Origin of the sequence: Orbus sasakiae (assembly GCF_039542345.1) — a bacterium.
Lineage (GTDB): Bacteria > Pseudomonadota > Gammaproteobacteria > Enterobacterales > Orbaceae > Orbus > Orbus sasakiae.
In genome coordinates this window covers 1,611,964-1,631,419 of record NZ_BAABHY010000001.1, presented here as the reverse complement: position 1 = coordinate 1,631,419, position 19,456 = coordinate 1,611,964, and the positions used below count along the sequence as shown (strand labels likewise).

The following is a 19,456-nucleotide window of genomic DNA, read 5'->3' as shown; positions in this document are numbered from 1 at the left end:
TGTTGTATCAGCGTCATATCATCGATAGCCATGTCAGTTTACTATCGCGATATGACGACTGATACCCCATTAAAATCGGTACCTTATATCGAGACGATTAACGTTTTATGGATTTAAACTGTTTTGTTGTTTCTTTTAAAGCGACTTCAGTTGGTAAACGTTCCATTGAACTTGCACCATAAAAGCCATTACAATCTGGGCAATGTTTTAAGATATAAGCAGCATCTTCTGGCGTGGCAATGGGTCCACCATGACATAAAATGATGACATCTGGTCGAATCGCTTTCGCTGCTTTTGCCCATTGATTAATTAATGGTACACAATCGGCAAGGGTTAATGCGGTTTCTGCTCCGATGCTACCGCCTGTGGTTAATCCCATATGTGGGACTAAGATATCAGCGCCTGCTTTTGTCATATCAATCGCATCTTGCTCACTAAATACGTAAGGTGTTGTTAGTAAACCTTTCTCATGTGCTTTGCGAATCATCTCAACTTCTAAGCCATACCCCATTCCGGTCTCTTCAAGATTCGCCCTGAAATTACCATCAATTAAGCCAACAGTCGGGAAGTTTTGTACGCCAGCAAAACCGGTAGCTTTAATGTCATCTAAAAATTTATCGAATTGACAAAATGGATCGGTACCATTGACGCCAGCGAGTACTGGTGTATGAGTAACAACTGGCAAGACTTCTTTTGCCATGTCCATAACGATCTCATTGGCATTGCCATAGGCAAGTAAGCCAGCAAGTGAACCTCGGCCAGCCATTCGATAACGACCTGAGTTATAAATGACGATCAGATCAATCCCACCAGCTTCTTCACATTTTGCTGATAATCCTGTTCCAGCGCCACCACCGATGATCGGATCACCTTTGGCTATCATATCTCGAAATTTATTAAGTAATTGTTCACGATTTAGTTTCATCATCTTCTCCTGTTACTTCATTAATTGGTTAAATTCATTTATTACACGCTGACAAAACTCTAAGGAGTTAATATGATCGGAGACTTTGATTAATCTACGTTTATCTGTTTGAATAAATGTTTGCTCAAATGCATCGACAAAAGCTTGATCTGCCGTAGGATCCCAGAAATTGCCACCTTCAATATCAAGTGCTGAAAATCCACCTTGTGGAATAATAAATCTGACTTCACCCTCACATTGATTAAGCTTATTCGCAATCCAATGTCCCATTTTGGCATTTTCTTCAGGTGTTGTTCGCATTAATGTGACTTGAGGATTGTGAGCGTAAAAATGACGATCTTTATATTTTTCAGGAATGGTGTCAGGACTGCCGAAGTTAACCATATCTAATGCACCACAAGAACCAATATAAGGCACTTGACTACGTGCAATCGCACCAAAGCGGTCTTCGTTACACGCGAGTACACCATCAAACAGATAATCACACACTTCCGTCGTAGTAATATCTAACACACCACGTAAAAGATGACTATCGGCTAATTTTTCCATGGCTTGCCCACCACTGCCTGTTGCATGGAAAACTAAACAGTCGTATTGATTATGGAGTTGTTTCGCAACCAGTTGTACACACGCGGTGGTCACCCCAAACATGGTTAAACCGACGGCGGGTTTATCTTCGATCACTTCATCTAAATGAAATAAAATAGCACCAGCAATAAAATTGGCTGCATTCGTTAACACTTTACGTGAAATGATATTCAAGCCTGAAATGTCAGTAACCGAATAGAGCATAGCAATATCACTCGCGCCGATATAACCAGAAATATCACCAGATGCCATGGTAGAGACCATCAATTTAGCAACGCCAACAGGCAACGCTTGCATCGCTGGGGTGATAAGTGCGGTTCCACCTGAACCACCGAGCCCTAATACCGCGCCAATATCGTTTTGGCTACTTAAAAAATGGGTGAAGGCGATAGACATGGCAATAATTGCTTTTCCGCGATCACCACAAAATACAGCCTGTTGACCTTGTGGATGATAGTTTGCAACTGTTGCAGCATCAACGTCAATGGGATATTTAGATGTATAAGGCTGAGTCGATAAATCAATGATTTTAGTTGTAATATTTTGTTTTATCAGTAAATCTCGAACATAAATAACTTCTTCGCCTTTTGTATCCAGCGTTGTTACAAGGTATGCCACTGCATTTTTATTCATGATGATTTTTCCTCATTAATGAAAATAGTTTTATTATTTTTAACAAAAGCAATGTGAGATGTCATCGATTATATTACATTAATGAGACGCAAGTCTCAATTTTTATGGTGAATTTTGTAAACTAACCACAATAAATGAGTTATCATATTGCTATTACTCAATTTTATTTTAGATATTTATGGACAAAAAACAGTTGTATTGTGGTGTAAAAAAACGGAATTATGAGCGCCTAATTAATATTGCACTTGAAGAATATGAACATGGTAATGCATTATCCATTACCGAATTGGCGACAAAAGCCAAACTTTCCCGAGCAACAGCTTACCGTTACTTTCCAACCCAAAGTGAGTTAATTTCAGCGATTGTAGAGAGTTCTTTAGGACCCATTTTCCAATGGCAATCAGATAAAGATGACCCAGAAGAAAGGATTTGTGATTTTTTAGCCTTTGCCTTTCCGCAGATGTTAAAGCATGAAGGGGCTTTACGTGGTGCACTACAAGTTTCTTTACAACAGTGGGCAGAAGAACGCTCTACGAAGAAAAAACAAAAAAATAAATTGATCAGAGGTAATCGTAAAGAGATACTCTCAACGATTTTAGCACCGCTGAAAAAAGAGTTATCGCAAGATTTATACGATACGGTGATCTATACCATGTCAATTATTTATGGTTCTGAGATTTTTATGGTACTCAAAGATATCTGGCAACTGGATAATGAAAAGATTATTTCATTATCGCAGTGGATTGCTAAAGCTGTGATTCATCAAGCCCGATTAGAATCACTAGAGTTGCCATCTAAGCCAAGTGAATAAAATATTACCGGTATTTTTTTTGACACCAGGGACATAAGTACTTTGAATCGATAAACGATCATACTCTACCGAAAATAGTGGTAAAGGGGCAGGGAAAGGAATCCAGTTGTAATCCTTACGCGCGGTGATACTGAGTGTATACCCAACACCGATTCGCCATTTATCACTATTACCTGGTCGCCAGTATGTTTGATAAGCATAACCACCAATTGGCTCAATCACATTATGCGAGTCTTGAAATTCCATGATGTATAATGAATGCCAGTCACCATCTTGATCAAATCGTGAAACACCAATACCAATTCCCCATGGGCGCTCGTTATAGCTATCAATCTTATCTTTATCATAGGTAGCACGGTTGTGCCAAGTATTCACGGGAACATATAATTCATAATTATCTGAATGCCATGTGTCCGATAAACTTTGTTTAATATCTTGCCATAAACTAGTATCATTCTCTTGAGCAAAAACAGAAAAAGGCAACAATAATAAAACAGGAAGTAAATATTTTTTTAACATGTAACTATCTTCATTTTAAATTTTGAAGACATATTTTAGAGAGATCCTGTTTTTTGTGAAGTAAAATTTTGTTAGAAAATGGATAAAATCATATTTTTAACACAAATTATTAGCAACAGCCCCTTAGGTTATTTAAATATGACTGCACAAAAATCACTGACTTTTTATTTTGAATTGATAGTTTATCTAAATCATCATGATGAGATTGGGTGCATTTAACAAATGACAACGCGAGTAATTAAATCAACGAATGCAGGACACCAAACGATGATTTAATTACTACACAGATTCTCAATTTTTACCGATCAAATATTGGGGGCATGATCTAAAATATAGTTCTCTGCTTCTTTACTCCATAATCCACCTGATTTGACTAAAATCTCTTTAAGTTGCTGCTGGAATGTGTCTGGTGCAGGTTCTGACAATAACTTGCCTAAATCAATCAACGGTAATCGTTTTTGAGAATAGATGAGTTTTTTACCCCCAGCAATTTGAGGTTGGTTGATGGTGACATAGGCAGCAGAATCGAGTCCTAATACATGGGTAATGATTTTATTTACCTGGATCTTTTTATCTTCGATTAATGCAATCCCTTCACGCATATCTTGTGTATTCCCGCCCGATGTACCGACATAATGGGTAAACGCGTAGTGAATATCATAGAAATTAATTGAGGCTTCAAATTTACTGTCCTGAGGACCGGCAAAAAAGTTAACGCAGCCATCTGTCGCTAAAATATTTGAGCTTAAATTAACGAGTTCTTTATCAGGGACAAAAATAAAGATATCGTCATAGCCTTCATTATTGACTAAATCCATCAAATAGTGTTTATGGTCATCAACATCACTGACATTTACATAAAATACGTCTACGCCATTTTCTGCTGGATAATGTTTTTTACAATATTCCACACGTTCATCACTACGACCTGTAACGATTAGACGTTTTGGCTTAATTGGACCATGCAATGCGAGATCAATGGCGAGCATTCCCATTGGTCCCATACCGCCTAATATAATCAAATTACCGCCTTCTTTTATCCCCATTTTATGGTTATAGGTGCCTTCAACTAAATGGTAATTGGCATTAAATGCTCCAATCACACAAGATAGCGGTTCAATCATTGACGCTTCAAAATAAGAATCGCCATTGTAGGCCAGTAAACAATCTTGCATTAAGACTTCTTTAGGGATAACAACGTAAGTTGACTCACCGCCAATATAAGGAAATGAGTAACCAGGGCAAGCTAAAGAAGGTAACTGTAAATTAGCTTGAATAATATATTTACTGCCCACTTTAAATTTATGTTGCCATGCTTTACCAACTTGGACAATATTGCCACTAAATTCATGTCCAACAATAATGGGATTGGTCGCGATATCATTTGGCACTTTTTTATGGTCCGCCCCTTGATTGACTTCTTTCCACGTTGAAAAGCAAATACTGTCAGTGATCACTGACGCAAGAATTTCATCATCTTTGATTTCAGGTAGTTCAAACTGCTCTAAACGCAGATCATTTTTACCGTATAAACGGAGTGCTGTCGTTAACATATATCGCCTCTTACTGATTTTGCTGTTAAATTGATGACGCTTGCACATGACGTACAAGCGCAATAAACATTACACAAGTATCCCTAGCCAATATCCGATAATTCCCACACCAAATAATGAGAAAATTAAGGTGATAGGGCTCACTTTTTTCTTCAATAATTTCATCATCAATAACGTCAATCCTAATGCTAATAGACCTGGACATAAGTCATTTAAGATGTCTTGAAAAGTAGTAACCACTTCACCACCATCTGGTGATGGGGTTACCGAAACAACAATCGCGGTATTTATCGTTGTCCATTTGGTGACCAGAACGCCCATAATAAAAAGTCCTAATATGGAAGCGCCTTCGGTCAGTTTTTGTAAAATATTGTTCGCCATGTCTTTTACGATATTAATGCCTTTATTAAAGCCATATTGCAGACCAAACCACTTAAGGCTCAAACGTACCGCATTAAATAGGACAAAAAATAGCAGTGGTCCCATAATGCTGCCTGATAAGGCAATTGAAGCACCAAGTGCAGCGGTGATAGGGCGTAATGTTCCCCAAACGAGGGGATCTCCAACACCAGCAAGTGGACCCATTAACCCCACTTTAATGCTGTTAATTGTGCCGCCATCGATGTCAGCGCCATTTGCTTTTGCTTCTTCCATTGCCGCGGCAACACCGACTACCGGTCCGCAAACTGCAGGGGTTGTATTAAAGAAAACTAAATGACGTTTTAGCGCCTCAGCTTGCTCTTCTTTAGTGCTATAAAGTCGCTTGATAGCGGGGATCATGTCATAACAAAAGCCTAAAGCATGGATACGTTCATAATTAAATGAAGCTTGTTGTAAGTTTGAACGCAAGAACATTTTTACTAAATCAGATTTGGTCAGTTTTTTGCTATATTCGCTCATATTGGTATCCTTTAATCATCTAATTCATCAAAAGCAACATCGTTTTGCGTTGCAGATGCTTGACTATCGTTATGATTTTGTTTGCGGTAATTGGGATTCAGTTGGATATAAAGCACGGCTATAATTGCACCGATTGCGCCGAAGGCAAGTAGGCTAAAGTTAAGGTAACCGCCAACAATGAATCCAGCAAAGAAGAATGGCACCAAATATTTAACCCACATCATATTCAGTACCATTGCATAACCCACAACCACGATAAATCCACCTGCAATTTGCAATCCTTTCGTTACTACATCAGGAATGTAATTAAGCATCGTGTTTAAGGTGGCTGCATCAACATAAATGGCAATAATCAGCGAGGGAATAGCAACGCGTAGCGCTTGTACCATTAGGGCTGAAACATGTAACATATCCAACCGTCTAAAGTTTGCTGTTAAAGCCGCTTTATCGGCAGCATGTTGGAAAAAGACGGTAATAGTACGTGCAAATACGGTTAAGATCTGACCCGCCGCGGCAACAGGGAGCGCAATAGCAATACCGGTGGCAATTTCTTGTTTACCCACAATCACCAAAATAGCGGAGATAATACTGGCAAGTGCTGAATCCGGGGATTGTGCTGCACCAATGTTCATCCAGCCTAGTGCGATAAATTCCAATACACCGCCTAATACCACTCCTTTTTCAACATCACCAAGTATTAGTCCAATTACGGAACAGGCAATGAGGGGGCGGTGTGTTTGAAATTCATCTAACACACTGCCCATACCAGCTATACACGCATAAAGAAAAATTAAAATAATTTGTAAGATACTAATTTCCATGTGTTTTCCCTCATAATCGATTTAGGTTGGGACGTATTTAGTCCCATTTGAATTCATTAATTTTTTTTATAAAATCAACATTTGGATCGGAATAAACAACTCTGAGATCTAATTCAACACCCAATTTATCCAATTGATTGAAAGCATCAACATCGTTTGCGTCAAGTGAAACAGCCTTGGTTATTTGAGTTTTACCTTCGTGGTAAGCCATTCCCCCGATATTGATTTTTTTAATATCAACACCTTGTTCAACTAAGCGGACAACGTCGTGTGGATTTGTAAATAAATAAAACACTGTATCTTTTTCATATTTTGGATTGTTATAGACCGATACCGCTTTTTCAATATTTACCACATTGACTTTAATGCCGGGTGGTGCGGCTTGCTTGAGTAACGTAGTCCGAATCGGGTCTTGATGAATTTCATCATTACAAATGATAATTCTTTCTGCTTTCGCTTCTTTTACCCAAACGGTAGTTACTTGACCATGGATAAGTCTGTCATCGATTCTAGAAAATTGAATAATCATAGAAAATCTTCCTCTGTTTCTGATATCACGGTTTTATTAAGTTTTTTGACACATTGCATACCGACATCAACTAAATGTTCGACAAGCTCGGGTAACGCTAACGTTTCTCGATTGTCGACAAGTTCAAGGCAAAGCGGTAATGACATACCTGCAATGACTTCAACATCGGGTGTGGTTAGTGCGATTGATGAGGCAGCATTAAATGGACTTCCACCAAACAAATCGACAACAATCAATACATGATCTTGTGGGTTAATGAGTGATCTCATTTTGCGTTCAAGATCATCGCGACCTTCTAATTTTTCAAATGAAATCGGTAATAAATAATTAACATCACCATAAACCATTTCAATCGACTCTTTCATGCTGTGCGCTAACTGTCCATGGCCACACATAATCACTTTTGTCATGGTATTCTCCTTTAGCCGCGGCTTTTTCCGCCGGAAATGTTATAGGTCACACCAGTGATGTAACTTGCTCTATCGGAGATCAAAAATGCAACCAGATCAGCCACTTCAGATAACTTACCATCACGTCCAATTGGAATGGCACTTTTGCCATAGTCAGCTCGCAATTGGTCGACTGTTTTATTACGTGTATAGGCTAATGCATCTTCATAAGCAGGGGTGCGTAAACCGGTTGTTTCTAAAATACCCGGCGCGACACCAACCACTCGAACATTAAATTTGCCCAGTTCTTTAGCCCAAGAACGCGTAAAACTGTTGATTGCCGCTTTTGTTGCCGCATAGGCACTTTGGCCTTCTGAGCCTTCTAGTCCACTTTCTGAGGAAATATTGATAATAACGCCATGTTGATTGGCGACCATATTTCGTGCCGCTGCTTGGGTTAGTAAAAAAGCCCCTTTTTGGTTAATGTTGACCAATCGATCAAAATCGGCTTCAGATAGTTCGTACTGACTTTGTGGTGTTTTGCTATCAACGAGTAAACGCGGTAAATTGATGCCAGCATTGTTAACAATTGCATCAATATGACCAAATTTATCGAGTACTGTTGTGATTAGCTGATCAATATCATGTTTATTACTCACATTTGTTTTAATAAACGTGACTTGATGATGCTGGCTAAAATCGGTGTTATTTTGTAGATCGGCTAAGATGACATGTGCCTGTTGTGCAATTAATTCATCAACAATCGCTTTACCGATTCCTGATGCCCCACCCGTAACAATAATGACTTTATTATCGAGATTTAACCAATTTTTCATACAAAAGTGCCCCTATCACATAACAATGTGAAATTTAAGTTGTTGTTTTAAGAATGAATATTGAAACTAATTGACGATTAGTCAGGTGACAATGTGCGATCCAGTATTGCTTGAGCTGTTTCTTTGGTGGTAATTAATGTATTTAAATACCCCCCCTTCATTGCTCCAATCATGGCGTCGGCTTTTTCGATAGATTGCGCTACACCAATTCGGTGTTTTGCTTTTTTGAGTTGCTGTAAATGAATATTAATAATGGTTTCAGAAATCGTAGTTTGAATTGGTTGACCACGATAACTATAAAAACGAGAACAAATATCGCCTGCAATTGGTTCTTGATTGATTGGCTTAACATCATCGCCATCGCCATAAAATCCATACCAAATCGATTTATCTGATACTTCACATGAACCAATTCCAAAGATGGCGATAGACAGTGAATCCCAATATTTTGATATTTGTTGATAATGTTGTGATTTGACAATAGCATCACGTAAAAACTGTTCATCCAAAATCGCCGGAAAGTCCATCAATAATGATTTACCATGTAATTTTGATGCAATGTTATAGACAATAGTATTAACGTGATATTTGCTTTCGAGTTTACCAGCAGGACCACCAACCATCGGTACGCAAAGGATATCTTTATAACTTGAGGCATCAAGTTGTTCAGCGACGGCCGCTAAAGAGCTTCCCCAAGAAAGGCCAAGAATATCGCCATCACAAATGATCTGTTTTAAGTAATCAGCACAGGCAAGCCCCATCGTATTGAGTTTGTCCTGTATTGTACTGCTATCACTGTTATGTGTGACAATAACATGGGTTAAGTTAAATAATTCTTTGAGTTGTTTTTCGAGTAAAAATGTACTGCTTAATTCATAATTAATTGAAAAAGAAACGATACCTTGTTCTTGGGCTTTTTTTAATAATCGACTGATGGTTGTCCGGTAAATTGATAATTTTTTAGATATCTCATTTTGTGTTAAGTTTTGCTCATAATACATTTGTGCAATTGTGATTAACAATTTGAGTTCATTATTATCCATATCCCTTCAACCTTTAGCACATATGTGCAACGTATCATCTTAATATGATTGTATTTATACATTATTGACTGACAAGTTCAAATCATATTTAACCTGAGTTTTTAAAAATAAAATATGAGTCACAGAATTAATGCGTCAAAAATGATAAAAGCACATATGTGCAGATAAATGTGCAATATTTTTTATCCATATCATTAGGAGGTAGCTGTCGACATCGTATTTTTATTGTCGAAAGCGATTGAATAACCTTTCGAGTTTATGCTATTACTAATACTCGATTAACGCTCATATTAATCAGATCGAGGGTTTAGCGTGATTGAAGGGAATGTTTAATGTTCCTCTCAGTGTGTTTTTTGATAAGATATGCAAAATCAACAGATTATAGGCAAAAAATGGATTACTACTCACGTCAAGATGTACTCTTAAATTCGGCAATTGCAGTATCTGATTTACAGCATCAACCAGCCCAATGGGTAACCAAAGCGTTATTAAAAGAGGTTTGCCTATCACCAAAACCAGGTTTAGTGGATATGAATAATAGTGGTGCACACCGTGATATGGATTTTTCGACATTTGTTTCTAGCATTAGCGCTATTGTTCCTTGGTTAGATGCCTTTTATCAGTATGGATTATCATTTCCCCTTCAGCAACAGCAAAACTTTTTAACAGGAATCAGGCCAATTGGTATTGAGTGTGAACATGCGATGTTTCAGGCCACACATCAAGTAAATACGCATAAAGGTGGTATTTTTGCGTTTGGCTTATTACTTGGTGCCATTGGAAAACTGCAACAATACGCTCAACCCATTGATTATCAATTAATTTGTGAGGAAGTGGCTAAAATTTGCCGAGGTATTGTCAAACAGGAATTAACAGGGCAACAGCATGCAAATACCGTGGGTGAAAAATTGTTTAAATTGCATCAATTGACAGGTGCAAGGGGCGAAGCTGAGTCAGGTTATCGCACGGTCAGGGAGATTTCATTACCCGTGTATTGTCAGATGCAAAGTGATGGTTATGATGAGGAAACCAGTTTGCTACAAGCATTATTGTATTTACTTGCTTATAATCAAGATACTAATCTGGTTTCTCGTGGTGGGCTTCAAGGTTTAGCTTTTGTCCAAGAAGCCGCTAAACAGTTAATCGATAAAGGCGGAATTTGTCACCCAAAGGGGCGCCAATTTTTATATGAACTTGATCTGGCATTAATTCAACGCAATTTAAGTCCAGGTGGAAGTGCTGATTTGATCGCGATTACTTGGTTCTTAGCCCAATATCCCTAACTTAACTGTGTGTGATTATTTACCTAAACGTCGATATAATCTTTCTGGACGACCAATTTTTCCATGGTTAATTTCTATCGTTAATAATTTGATTTGTACACAATACTCCAAATACCGTCTAGCGGTAGTTTTACTAATTTGTGTTTTTTCCACGACATTTTCAACTGTTTGTGCTGTATTTGTTTGCATAAAGAGATCTTTGACTTTTTGTAAGGTGATCTCTTCAATTCCTTTGGAATGACGATTAATATCAACAAAATCTTTGGTTTGTAAATTAAACAATTCATCGATACGACGTTGATTAAGGTGCTGCTGGATACTTTGTCGATATAAAAAAAGTTCAAACCGTTCAAGTGAGTGTTTTAACCGCTGATAAGAAACCGGTTTAATCAAATAATCAAAAGCACCGTAACGAATGGCTTTACTACACGTATCAATATCACTCGCTGCAGTAATAAAAATCACATAGCATGACAAGTGATGATTAATAATATGTTCAAATAATTCAATTCCTTTACCATCAGGTAAATAGTTATCGAGCAGAATCAAGGTTGGTTTTAGTTTATCCACCATGACTTTGGCCTCGGCTAAATTTGACGCGATACCTAATACTTTAACATTCGTATCACGTTGAATAAAATCCGCATTTAATTCAGCCAGAATTGGCTCATCCTCTACAATAAGCGCCTCAATGATATTTTCTTTTGTTTTATTCATAGGATTATCTCTTTTTATTATTTTGGTATAAAAACAGAAAAGATTGCACCATGTGGTTGATTATCGTCAAACATAATGTAACCCTTTGCTTTCTTTGTATAAGTTGATACTAGATGTAGACCAATGCCATGTTCTTTGGGATTTTGTGAGGTGACTCCTGGCTCAAAAATTGAATCTCGTATTGCGTCATCAATCCCTGAACCTTGATCACTGACTTCCAATACAATTTCATCAGTTGCATCACTTAAATATAATTGAATTGTTTTTGTTCCTTGTGGATTATTAAGGCAGGCATTAAATGCATTGTCGAGTAAATTACCGACAATTGACATAAACTCTGTCTCAGTGATTGTTGGAGGGAGTGCCTTTAGTTGGCAAGCAGGATCAAAGATCAGTTTTAGACCGATTTCGTGTGATTTTGAGTATTTTCCAATCAGTAGTCCGCAAATTGCGGGTACTTTAAAATGTTGGGTAATGAAATCTAAACTTTTCTGATTATCGCTTGAATGTAATGTGATAAATGCTTGGGCTTCATCATACCGTTTCATGTAAATAAGACCGGATAACGTTGCCATCCAGTTTAAATGCTCGTGCCGCAAGGTTCGCAGGTTATCAACGTACTGTGTAATTTGTGTTAATTGCATGCTTAATAAATTGATATCATTAAAATTACGAAAGGTAATCACCCACCCTTGGATCTGGTTATCAATGATGACACGTATTCGACTCGCAATCACAATAATATCGTTAAAGTAGCAGATGTGATCATGCACGTCTTCAATTTGATTAGCTTGGCCATAAATAAAATCAGTTGATTTAATTAAGGTCGATAAGTTTTGATTAATTAATTGATTATCTGTGATTTTAATATTTAACATGTTACGCGCAGATTGGTTAATATTCATAATTTTATAATTCAGATCAATCGCAATAATTCCTTCAAAAATGGACTCCATAATCGATTTCTGGCTCTTAACTAATAATGCAATTTCTTTCGGCTCTAAGTTGAACATTTGTTTTTTTATTGCTTTAGCAAACAGTAATGAAAACATAAATAATGCAAAAAATAGCATTGAACAAAATAAGATAAATGGAATGAACTGTTTTTTATGCAGTTCATAAATATCATCAATCATGTATCCCACAGAAACAATTCCAATCACCTCCTTATTGATATTTATAATCGGGGCTTTACCACGCAGAGATGATCCTAAAGATCCTTCGCGAATAGTAATAATGCTATTGCCATTTAATACTTCAATATTATCTCCTCCTACCATTGGTGCATATAAAGGGCTATTGGCAGTGTGAAATAGCCGGTAAGCATGGTTATCACCGATAACAATATAACTAGCATCACTTTGTTCAAAAATAAAGGTAACAAGTTCGGCAATTTTTTGCGTGTTTTTATCTTCAACATACTTAATTAAATTAGGAATTACTGACAATTCTTTGGCTTGAATTTGGGCTTTTTCACCTAAACTGCGATATAGCGCTGTCTCGGTCACATTCCAAATATAGCTTTGTAAAAGGGCAAGACAAATTAAGGAAAAGAGTAATAAAGATACAAATAGTTTATGGGTAAAAGATAGGGGTCTTTTTGTGAACATTTTATCTTCATTTTTTATTATTAAATATGCAGAAAAGTGTAGCACAGCATTAAAAAATATAGAGCCTTTAACACCATAAAAACCACGGTTAATTTATGATTTATATCACAAAATTAATATTAATATTTTGTCATCATGAGCTCCGATTATAAATAATTTTGGAGAGACGCATTGTATGACAGACTTAAGTTCAGCAAAAAAACTGCAGCCTGAAAGTCAGCCAGGTAACACAGTTAATTTAGATTCAAAACCCAAGTTTTGGCCTTATGGGTGGTGGAAACTGATGGATGATTACAAAGTGGGGGTGATCCCGTTACCGTTTTTTATCATTGCCGGCATACTCATTTTGACCGAAGTCTTTGTCACAGGGAAATTACCGAGTGAAATTGTAGTAATGGTTGTAACATGTGGCTTTTTTGGTTTTTTATGTGGCGAAATTGGTAAACGATTACCAATCGTTGGAAAAATGGGAGCCGCAGCCATTTGTGCCACTTTTATTCCTTCCGCTTTAGTCTATTACGGTATTTTGCCTACGCCGATAGTTGAAGCAACCACAAAGTTTTATAAAGATACCCACATTCTTTATTTATACATCTGTTGCATCATTGTTGGCAGTATTATGAATATGGATAGACGTACCTTAATTCAAGGATTTTTAAGAATATTTGTACCAATGGTGTGTGGTGAAATTGTTGGTATGTTAGTGGGGGTTGGTGTAGGCTTTTTATTGGGATTATCGCCATTTGAGACGTTCTTCTTTTTGGTGTTGCCTATTATGGCTGGTGGGGTTGGTGAAGGGGCTATCCCGCTTTCGATTGGTTATGCAGCGATATTAGGTATGGAACAAGGAGATGCGCTAGGTCGAGTTTTACCTATTGTGATGTTAGGGGGATTAACGGGCATTATTTGTGGTGGTATTTTAAATCGTCTAGGAAAAATGTATCCGCATTTAACGGGTAATGGAAAACTATTACCACCTTCAGAAAAAGATGACTTACTTGCACATAAAATCACAAAAACAGAATCAGCAATGGATGTAACAACGTTTGCATCAGGAGTCCTATTGGCTGCAATGCTTTATATGGTCGGAATGATTGGTCATAAAGTTACCGGCATACCCGCACCAGTCGGGATGTTGTTCGCTGCAGTGTTTGTCAAATTAGTGAGCGGTGTATCACCAAAAGTCTTAAGCGGTTCACAAGTGGTCTATAAATTTTTCCAAACTTCAGTAACTTATCCCATTCTTTTTGCTGTTGGGGTAGCGATTACACCATGGGAAAAAATTGTTGAGGCATTTACCATTACGAATTTAATTGTGATTGTTTGCACCGTTGTCAGTCTTGTCACAACGGGATTTTTTGTCTCTAAAAAATTAGGCATGTATCCAATTGATGCGGCGGTTATTTCATGTTGTCAAAGTGGTCAAGGGGGAACGGGTGATGTTGCCATCTTGACGGCGGCAGAACGTATGGAACTGATGCCATTTGCTCAAATTGCAACGCGAATTGGTGGTGCGATTAATGTCTCCGTTTCATTACTGATTCTTGGAAATTTTTTAGTCTAATGTTCTAAGAACAACTTTAGTTTTCACTAAAGTTGTTCGTCTTATCTGTTTAACATTATTAGTACAAATAGCTTTATTAAGGAGTATTTATGAAGCTGGTAAGTTATCTCGTATCAGGAAGAGCAAGTTTTGGTATTTTAACTCAATATGGCATTATTGATTTAGGCCAAAAATTGGGACAGCAATTTTCAGATTTAAAATCATTGATTACGGATCAAGATGGATTAGCGATTGCTCAAACTTTTGTTCATTCACCTTGTGATATTGATGAACAACATATTGTGTATCTACCGACCATTCCTAATCCCAATAAAATTTTATGTGTGGGCATGAATTATGCTGAAAAACGCGTTGAGTTTAATGAAACCTGTTCTGCTCCCACTATTTTTGTGCGTTTTCCTGATTCTCAAACCGGTCATAAAACCAATATTATCAAACCGACAGTCTCTAATGAGCTTGACTATGAGGGGGAGCTTGCGGTGATTATTGGTAAAGCCGGATCGCATATTCTAAAAGAGGAGGCATTAACACACGTTGCTGGTTACAGTTGCTATATGGATGGTTCGATTCGTGATTGGCAATACTCATGGTTTACTGCCGGTAAAAATTGGCCAAATACGGGGGCTTTTGGACCTTGTTTAACGACGGCAGACGAAATTCCTGATCCTCAAACACTGTTTATTACGACTTACTTAAATGGTCAGCAAGTTCAACATGATACAGTTCGGAATTTGGTTCATACGATTCCCGAATTAATTGCTTATATTAGTTCTTTTACACACTTATCAGCTGGGGATGTCATTATTACGGGCTCACCTGGTGGCGTAGGTAAAAAACGCAATCCGCCTTTATTTATGCAAGAGGGCGATAAGATTGAAGTGGATATCACGCAAATTGGACGACTCACAAATACGGTTGTCTCAGAAAAAAGGTAAGCTTTATGTATAGCCTAATTGATTATACCGTGATTAATATTACTCAATGTCCGCTTGATAAGGTGCAGATAAAACAGCTATTACAATTATCAGCACTTGATTTAGATCCAAATGTGATACTCTTTATTGTAGCTAAACTCGATTCTCGCATCATTGCTTGTGCTGGAATCGAACACAACATTATTAAATGTGTGGCAATTCATCCTGATTATCGAGGTTACCAATTGAATCTCGCTTTAATGGATAAAACGATTAAATATGCTAATGAAAAGGGTCATTTTCACCTTTTTTTATACACTAAGCCTGACAATCAACCTTTTTTTAGTGGATGTGGTTTTTATCCGATAATCGAGATTAAAGATTTAGTTGTTCTCATGGAAAATACGCCGATTGGCATTAAACAATACTGTAAACATTTAGCATTACAACGTCGAGATGGCACTAAAATTGGTAGTATTGTCATGAATGCAAATCCATTTACTAAAGGTCATCAGTACTTAATAGAATGTGCAGCAAGTCAGTGTGATTGGTTACATGTTTTTGTGGTTAATGAAAACGCATCCTTGTTTCCGTTTACCACGCGTTTACAATTAGTGAAAGCAGGGACAGCATCGATTAACAATATCTCTGTTTTTCCTAGCTCATCTTACATTATATCAAAAGCAACATTTCCGACTTATTTTTTGAAAGATAACATCAAAGTTGATTATGCCTATATGGGGATTGATCTGCTGATTTTCCGTAATTACATTGCGCCTGCATTGAATATCACACATCGATTTGTTGGGAGTGAGCCACATAGCCCAGTTACGGAGGCTTACAACAACGCAATGTTACATTGGCTAGAAGATACTCATGTGAGTGCTTATCCTGTTATTAAGCAAATTGAAATTGAACGTATCACAGTGGGTGATCAAGTTATTTCAGCATCATTAGTCCGGCGGCAACTGGCACAAAAACAGTATCAGCAACTCGAAGAGTTAGTTCCCCCATCGACTTGGGACTATCTCAAATCAAATTTAAATACTCTCTCAGATGAGTTTAAAAGGTAAATATATGAAAATACAGCAAGAGGCAATGGCAGGAACGCTCGAATCAAGTGATTTGTTGGTTAAGGTTATGCCAAATCAAGGTATTGAAATTATTATTAATAGTGATGTTAATAAGCAGTTTGGGGAACAAATCTTTACCGTTGTCCGTAACACATTACAGACGCTCAATTTAACGGATGGATTGATCATCATTGATGATAAGGGCGCACTCGATTGTGCGATCAAAGCAAGAGTTCAATGTGCAGTATTACGTGGAGCTGTGGAACAGCATTCAGATTGGAGTCAATTGCTATGAAAAGAATCCGTCGAAGTATGTTATTCCTACCTGGGGCAAATGCTGCCATGTTATCAACCTCATTTGTCTATAAGCCAGATTCAATTATGTTTGATTTGGAAGATGCCGTATCCATTAAAGAGAAAGACTCTGCCAGATTATTAGTTGCGCAGGCGTTACAACTGCCGATTTATCGAGAAAGTGGTATTGAAACTGTTGTAAGAATCAATGCGCTAACTACACCGTTTGGTTTACACGATCTTGAAGCCGTGGTCCGTGCAGGTGTTGATGTAGTGCGTTTACCCATGACTAACTGTGCTCATGATATTCATCAATTAGAAGATGAGGTCACGCGTATCGAAAAATCCTGTGGGCGTGAAGTTGGCAGTACTAAATTGATGGCTGCAGTCGAATCGGCATTAGGTGTTGTCAATGCCGTTGCAATTGCACAATCTTCACCTCGTTTAATCGGAATTGCATTAGCTGCTTTTGATTATTTAGTTGATATGCAAACGGAACGGGGTGATGGCACGGAGCTATTTTACGCACGTTGTGCAGTATTACATGCAGCGCGCGTTGCTAAAATTGATGCGTTTGATGTGGTGTACGCAAATGTTAACGATGATGAAGGATTTTTAAAAGAAGTGAATTTGGCCAAAAAACTTGGTTTTAATGGAAAATCATTAATCAATCCGAGACAAATTGAATTACTGCATAATGCTTATGCACCAACGTTAGCTGAATTTGAATATGCTAAAAAAGTCGTTGAAGCAGCAGAAGAAGGTGAACAGGCTGGTTTAGGTGTCATTTCGTTAAATGGCAAAATGATTGATGCACCGATTATTGCACGAGCAGTGACAACAATTGAGCTGGCTAAATATTCTGGTATTCGTCGAGAAATTTAATAGGATGACTAAGATGACAACGGTTATAAATAAAAAAATAGATGATTTAATGAGTCAATATCCTTCACTTGATCACATTGTGCCTTTTAGTGGTGCTAATACTTCGACGCCTTATCTCATGAATGATGAAGCTAGACATTCAAGAAAATTGTGTCAATCAATTGAACAAGTTATTAAAAAATGTCAGTTACAAGACGGTATGACTATCTCGTTTCACCATGCTTTTCGAGAAGGTGATAAAGTGATTAATCAAGTCGTTGACGTTATTAGCCAAATGGGGTTTAAAAATTTGACGTTAGCCTCTAGTTCACTCTTGGGGTGTAATGCTGAATTAATTAAGTACATCGAGTCTGGCGTAATTACTCAAATTTATACATCCGGTTTAAGAGGCAAACTGGCGGAGGCTATTTCGCATGGTATCATGGCAAATCCGGTTCATATTCATTCTCATGGTGGGCGGGTAAAATTGATTCAAAATGGTGAAATTAACATTGATGTCGCTTTTTTGGCTGTATCGACCGCTGATGAATTGGGCAATGCCAATGGTGTATCAGGAAAATCGCAATGTGGTTCATTAGGGTATGCAATGGTTGATGCACAATTTGCACATCATGTTGTTTTATTAACGGAAGAGATTGTGCAATACCCAAATAGCCCAGCCAGTATTCGCCAAGACCAAGTTGACTATATTGTTAAAGTCGATGAAGTGGGTGATCCGAGTAAAATTAGTGTCGGCGCCGCAAGAATAACGAATAATCCTAGGGAACTAATGATTGCCCGCTATGCAGCGGAGGTCATTGAACATTCAGGTTATTTTCAAGATGGCTTTTCTATTCAGACCGGTTCAGGTGCTTCGTCGACTGCAGCTACGCGTTTTTTAGAAACAAAAATGCGGTCCAAAAATATTACGGCATCATTTGCGCTCGGCGGTATTACGGCTAGCATCGTGGATTTACATGAAAAGGGCTTAATCAAAACACTGCTTGATACACAAAGTTTTGATGGTGCAGCCGGTCAATCCTTAGGCCGCAATAAACATCATATTGAGATTTCAACGAATGGTTATGCTAATCCTGCGTCTAAAGGCGCAAGTTGTGATGAATTAGACATTGTCATATTGAGTGCGTTAGAAGTTGATTTGAATTTTAATGTTAATGTATTGACTGGCTCTGATGGCGTAATGCGAGGTGCATCAGGTGGGCATTGTGATACAGCGGCAGCCGCTAATTTAACGATCATTGTCGCACCATTGATCCGTAGTCGAATTCCTACCGTGATAAAACAGGTTACCACTGTTGTAACCCCAGGGGAAAGTGTGGATGTTATTGTGACTGATCACGGTATTGCCGTTAATCCGACACGAGCAGATATTGCTGAAAAGCTTCGTGCAGCTAATTTACCCATTATGACGATTGAAGCTTTATACGAACGTGCTATTTCATTAACGGGTGAACCTAAACCGATTACGTTTGACGACAAGATCGTGGGCATTGTTCATTATCGAGATGGCTCAATTATTGATGTTGTGCGTCAAGTTCAACACTAGTCTAGTAAAAAAGTAGTACAGAT

General features: G+C 37.8%; 19 protein-coding genes and 1 pseudogene. 8 read left to right on the top strand and 12 right to left on the bottom strand.

Going from position 1 to position 19,456, the window contains the following annotated elements:
* Positions 1-97: 97 nt before the first annotated feature.
* Both ABEA36_RS07160 and ABEA36_RS07155 read right to left on the bottom strand, forming a co-directional pair.
* Complete coding sequence (locus ABEA36_RS07160) at positions 98-925, bottom strand: phosphoenolpyruvate hydrolase family protein (protein WP_425571876.1); 828 nt, start codon at positions 923-925, stop codon at positions 98-100.
* A gap of 12 nt (positions 926-937) precedes the next feature.
* Positions 938-2,146, bottom strand: coding sequence for a Tm-1-like ATP-binding domain-containing protein (locus tag ABEA36_RS07155; RefSeq protein ID WP_345490338.1), 1,209 nt, complete (start codon positions 2,144-2,146; stop codon positions 938-940).
* A 178-nt stretch (positions 2,147-2,324) separates the two neighbouring features.
* On the opposite strand from ABEA36_RS07155, the gene ABEA36_RS07150 reads away from it, so the two are divergent.
* A complete protein-coding gene (locus ABEA36_RS07150; protein WP_345490337.1) occupies positions 2,325-2,957 on the top strand; it encodes a TetR/AcrR family transcriptional regulator in 633 nt (210 codons plus the stop codon).
* On the opposite strand, the gene pagP is transcribed toward ABEA36_RS07150, so the two are convergent.
* The 8 genes from pagP to ABEA36_RS07110 form a co-directional block, all read right to left on the bottom strand.
* Positions 2,928-3,476 (bottom strand): lipid IV(A) palmitoyltransferase PagP, encoded by a 549-nt coding sequence (gene pagP / locus ABEA36_RS07145; protein ID WP_345490335.1) that lies wholly within the window; start codon positions 3,474-3,476, stop codon positions 2,928-2,930. The genes ABEA36_RS07150 and pagP overlap by 30 nt on opposite strands.
* Before the next feature lie 305 nt (positions 3,477-3,781).
* Positions 3,782-5,029, bottom strand: a complete 1,248-nt coding sequence (locus ABEA36_RS07140; protein ID WP_345490333.1) for a zinc-binding dehydrogenase — start codon at positions 5,027-5,029, stop codon at positions 3,782-3,784.
* 69 nt (positions 5,030-5,098) lie between these two features.
* A complete protein-coding gene (locus ABEA36_RS07135) occupies positions 5,099-5,929 on the bottom strand; it encodes a mannose/fructose/sorbose PTS transporter subunit IID (RefSeq protein WP_345490331.1) in 831 nt (276 codons plus the stop codon).
* Positions 5,930-5,940: 11 nt separating this feature from the next.
* Positions 5,941-6,750, bottom strand: a complete 810-nt coding sequence (locus tag ABEA36_RS07130; RefSeq protein WP_345490330.1) for a PTS mannose/fructose/sorbose transporter subunit IIC — start codon at positions 6,748-6,750, stop codon at positions 5,941-5,943.
* Positions 6,751-6,787: 37 nt separating this feature from the next.
* Positions 6,788-7,279, bottom strand: a complete 492-nt coding sequence (locus ABEA36_RS07125) for a mannose/fructose/sorbose PTS transporter subunit IIB (RefSeq protein ID WP_345490328.1) — start codon at positions 7,277-7,279, stop codon at positions 6,788-6,790.
* On the bottom strand, positions 7,276-7,689 hold the full coding sequence (locus ABEA36_RS07120; RefSeq protein WP_345490326.1) for a PTS sugar transporter subunit IIA: 414 nt from the start codon (positions 7,687-7,689) through the stop codon (positions 7,276-7,278). Before ABEA36_RS07120 ends, ABEA36_RS07125 begins: the two co-directional genes overlap by 4 nt.
* Before the next feature lie 11 nt (positions 7,690-7,700).
* Positions 7,701-8,504, bottom strand: coding sequence for an SDR family oxidoreductase (locus ABEA36_RS07115; RefSeq protein ID WP_345490323.1), 804 nt, complete (start codon positions 8,502-8,504; stop codon positions 7,701-7,703).
* A gap of 77 nt (positions 8,505-8,581) precedes the next feature.
* Positions 8,582-9,547 (bottom strand): sugar-binding transcriptional regulator, encoded by a 966-nt coding sequence (locus ABEA36_RS07110; protein ID WP_345490321.1) that lies wholly within the window; start codon positions 9,545-9,547, stop codon positions 8,582-8,584.
* Between the two features lie 392 nt (positions 9,548-9,939).
* On the opposite strand from ABEA36_RS07110, the gene citG reads away from it, so the two are divergent.
* Complete coding sequence (citG, locus tag ABEA36_RS07105; protein ID WP_345490319.1) at positions 9,940-10,830, top strand: triphosphoribosyl-dephospho-CoA synthase CitG; 891 nt, start codon at positions 9,940-9,942, stop codon at positions 10,828-10,830.
* Between the two features lie 15 nt (positions 10,831-10,845).
* Here citG and ABEA36_RS07100 read toward each other — a convergent pair whose 3' ends face one another.
* Positions 10,846-11,547, bottom strand: coding sequence for a response regulator (locus ABEA36_RS07100; RefSeq protein ID WP_345490317.1), 702 nt, complete (start codon positions 11,545-11,547; stop codon positions 10,846-10,848).
* A 17-nt stretch (positions 11,548-11,564) separates the two neighbouring features.
* The gene (locus tag ABEA36_RS07095; protein ID WP_345490315.1) at positions 11,565-13,157 is read right to left on the bottom strand and encodes an ATP-binding protein; all 1,593 of its coding nucleotides are present in this window, start codon (positions 13,155-13,157) and stop codon (positions 11,565-11,567) included.
* A gap of 271 nt (positions 13,158-13,428) precedes the next feature.
* Here ABEA36_RS07095 and ABEA36_RS07090 point away from each other — a divergent pair.
* The 6 genes and pseudogenes from ABEA36_RS07090 to citF all read left to right on the top strand — a co-directional run.
* A pseudogene (locus tag ABEA36_RS07090) lies at positions 13,429-14,721 on the top strand (2-hydroxycarboxylate transporter family protein); the annotation flags it as partial.
* Positions 14,722-14,810: 89 nt separating this feature from the next.
* A complete protein-coding gene (locus tag ABEA36_RS07085; RefSeq protein WP_345490313.1) occupies positions 14,811-15,656 on the top strand; it encodes a fumarylacetoacetate hydrolase family protein in 846 nt (281 codons plus the stop codon).
* A gap of 5 nt (positions 15,657-15,661) precedes the next feature.
* The gene (gene citC, locus ABEA36_RS07080; protein WP_345490311.1) at positions 15,662-16,708 is read left to right on the top strand and encodes a [citrate (pro-3S)-lyase] ligase; all 1,047 of its coding nucleotides are present in this window, start codon (positions 15,662-15,664) and stop codon (positions 16,706-16,708) included.
* A gap of 4 nt (positions 16,709-16,712) precedes the next feature.
* Positions 16,713-17,003, top strand: a complete 291-nt coding sequence (gene citD / locus ABEA36_RS07075; RefSeq protein ID WP_345490309.1) for a citrate lyase acyl carrier protein — start codon at positions 16,713-16,715, stop codon at positions 17,001-17,003.
* Positions 17,000-17,887, top strand: a complete 888-nt coding sequence (citE, locus tag ABEA36_RS07070) for a citrate (pro-3S)-lyase subunit beta (RefSeq protein ID WP_345490307.1) — start codon at positions 17,000-17,002, stop codon at positions 17,885-17,887. The genes citD and citE overlap by 4 nt, the downstream gene beginning before the upstream one ends.
* Before the next feature lie 49 nt (positions 17,888-17,936).
* Positions 17,937-19,433, top strand: coding sequence for a citrate lyase subunit alpha (gene citF, locus ABEA36_RS07065; RefSeq protein ID WP_425571897.1), 1,497 nt, complete (start codon positions 17,937-17,939; stop codon positions 19,431-19,433).
* The last annotated feature ends 23 nt before the right edge of the window (positions 19,434-19,456 follow it).

What these genes read in the sequence shown, in the direction of transcription:
- ABEA36_RS07160 (WP_425571876.1), bottom strand. Translation starts at nt 925, where the DNA reads ATGAAACTAAATCGTGAACAATTACTTAATAAATTTCGAGATATGATA.
- ABEA36_RS07155 (WP_345490338.1), bottom strand. Translation starts at nt 2,146, where the DNA reads ATGAATAAAAATGCAGTGGCATACCTTGTAACAACGCTGGATACAAAA.
- ABEA36_RS07150 (WP_345490337.1), top strand. Translation starts at nt 2,325, where the DNA reads ATGGACAAAAAACAGTTGTATTGTGGTGTAAAAAAACGGAATTATGAG.
- pagP (WP_345490335.1), bottom strand. Translation starts at nt 3,476, where the DNA reads ATGTTAAAAAAATATTTACTTCCTGTTTTATTATTGTTGCCTTTTTCT.
- ABEA36_RS07140 (WP_345490333.1), bottom strand. Translation starts at nt 5,029, where the DNA reads ATGTTAACGACAGCACTCCGTTTATACGGTAAAAATGATCTGCGTTTA.
- ABEA36_RS07135 (WP_345490331.1), bottom strand. Translation starts at nt 5,929, where the DNA reads ATGAGCGAATATAGCAAAAAACTGACCAAATCTGATTTAGTAAAAATG.
- ABEA36_RS07130 (WP_345490330.1), bottom strand. Translation starts at nt 6,750, where the DNA reads ATGGAAATTAGTATCTTACAAATTATTTTAATTTTTCTTTATGCGTGT.
- ABEA36_RS07125 (WP_345490328.1), bottom strand. Translation starts at nt 7,279, where the DNA reads ATGATTATTCAATTTTCTAGAATCGATGACAGACTTATCCATGGTCAA.
- ABEA36_RS07120 (WP_345490326.1), bottom strand. Translation starts at nt 7,689, where the DNA reads ATGACAAAAGTGATTATGTGTGGCCATGGACAGTTAGCGCACAGCATG.
- ABEA36_RS07115 (WP_345490323.1), bottom strand. Translation starts at nt 8,504, where the DNA reads ATGAAAAATTGGTTAAATCTCGATAATAAAGTCATTATTGTTACGGGT.
- ABEA36_RS07110 (WP_345490321.1), bottom strand. Translation starts at nt 9,547, where the DNA reads ATGGATAATAATGAACTCAAATTGTTAATCACAATTGCACAAATGTAT.
- citG (WP_345490319.1), top strand. Translation starts at nt 9,940, where the DNA reads ATGGATTACTACTCACGTCAAGATGTACTCTTAAATTCGGCAATTGCA.
- ABEA36_RS07100 (WP_345490317.1), bottom strand. Translation starts at nt 11,547, where the DNA reads ATGAATAAAACAAAAGAAAATATCATTGAGGCGCTTATTGTAGAGGAT.
- ABEA36_RS07095 (WP_345490315.1), bottom strand. Translation starts at nt 13,157, where the DNA reads ATGTTCACAAAAAGACCCCTATCTTTTACCCATAAACTATTTGTATCT.
- ABEA36_RS07085 (WP_345490313.1), top strand. Translation starts at nt 14,811, where the DNA reads ATGAAGCTGGTAAGTTATCTCGTATCAGGAAGAGCAAGTTTTGGTATT.
- citC (WP_345490311.1), top strand. Translation starts at nt 15,662, where the DNA reads ATGTATAGCCTAATTGATTATACCGTGATTAATATTACTCAATGTCCG.
- citD (WP_345490309.1), top strand. Translation starts at nt 16,713, where the DNA reads ATGAAAATACAGCAAGAGGCAATGGCAGGAACGCTCGAATCAAGTGAT.
- citE (WP_345490307.1), top strand. Translation starts at nt 17,000, where the DNA reads ATGAAAAGAATCCGTCGAAGTATGTTATTCCTACCTGGGGCAAATGCT.
- citF (WP_425571897.1), top strand. Translation starts at nt 17,937, where the DNA reads ATGAGTCAATATCCTTCACTTGATCACATTGTGCCTTTTAGTGGTGCT.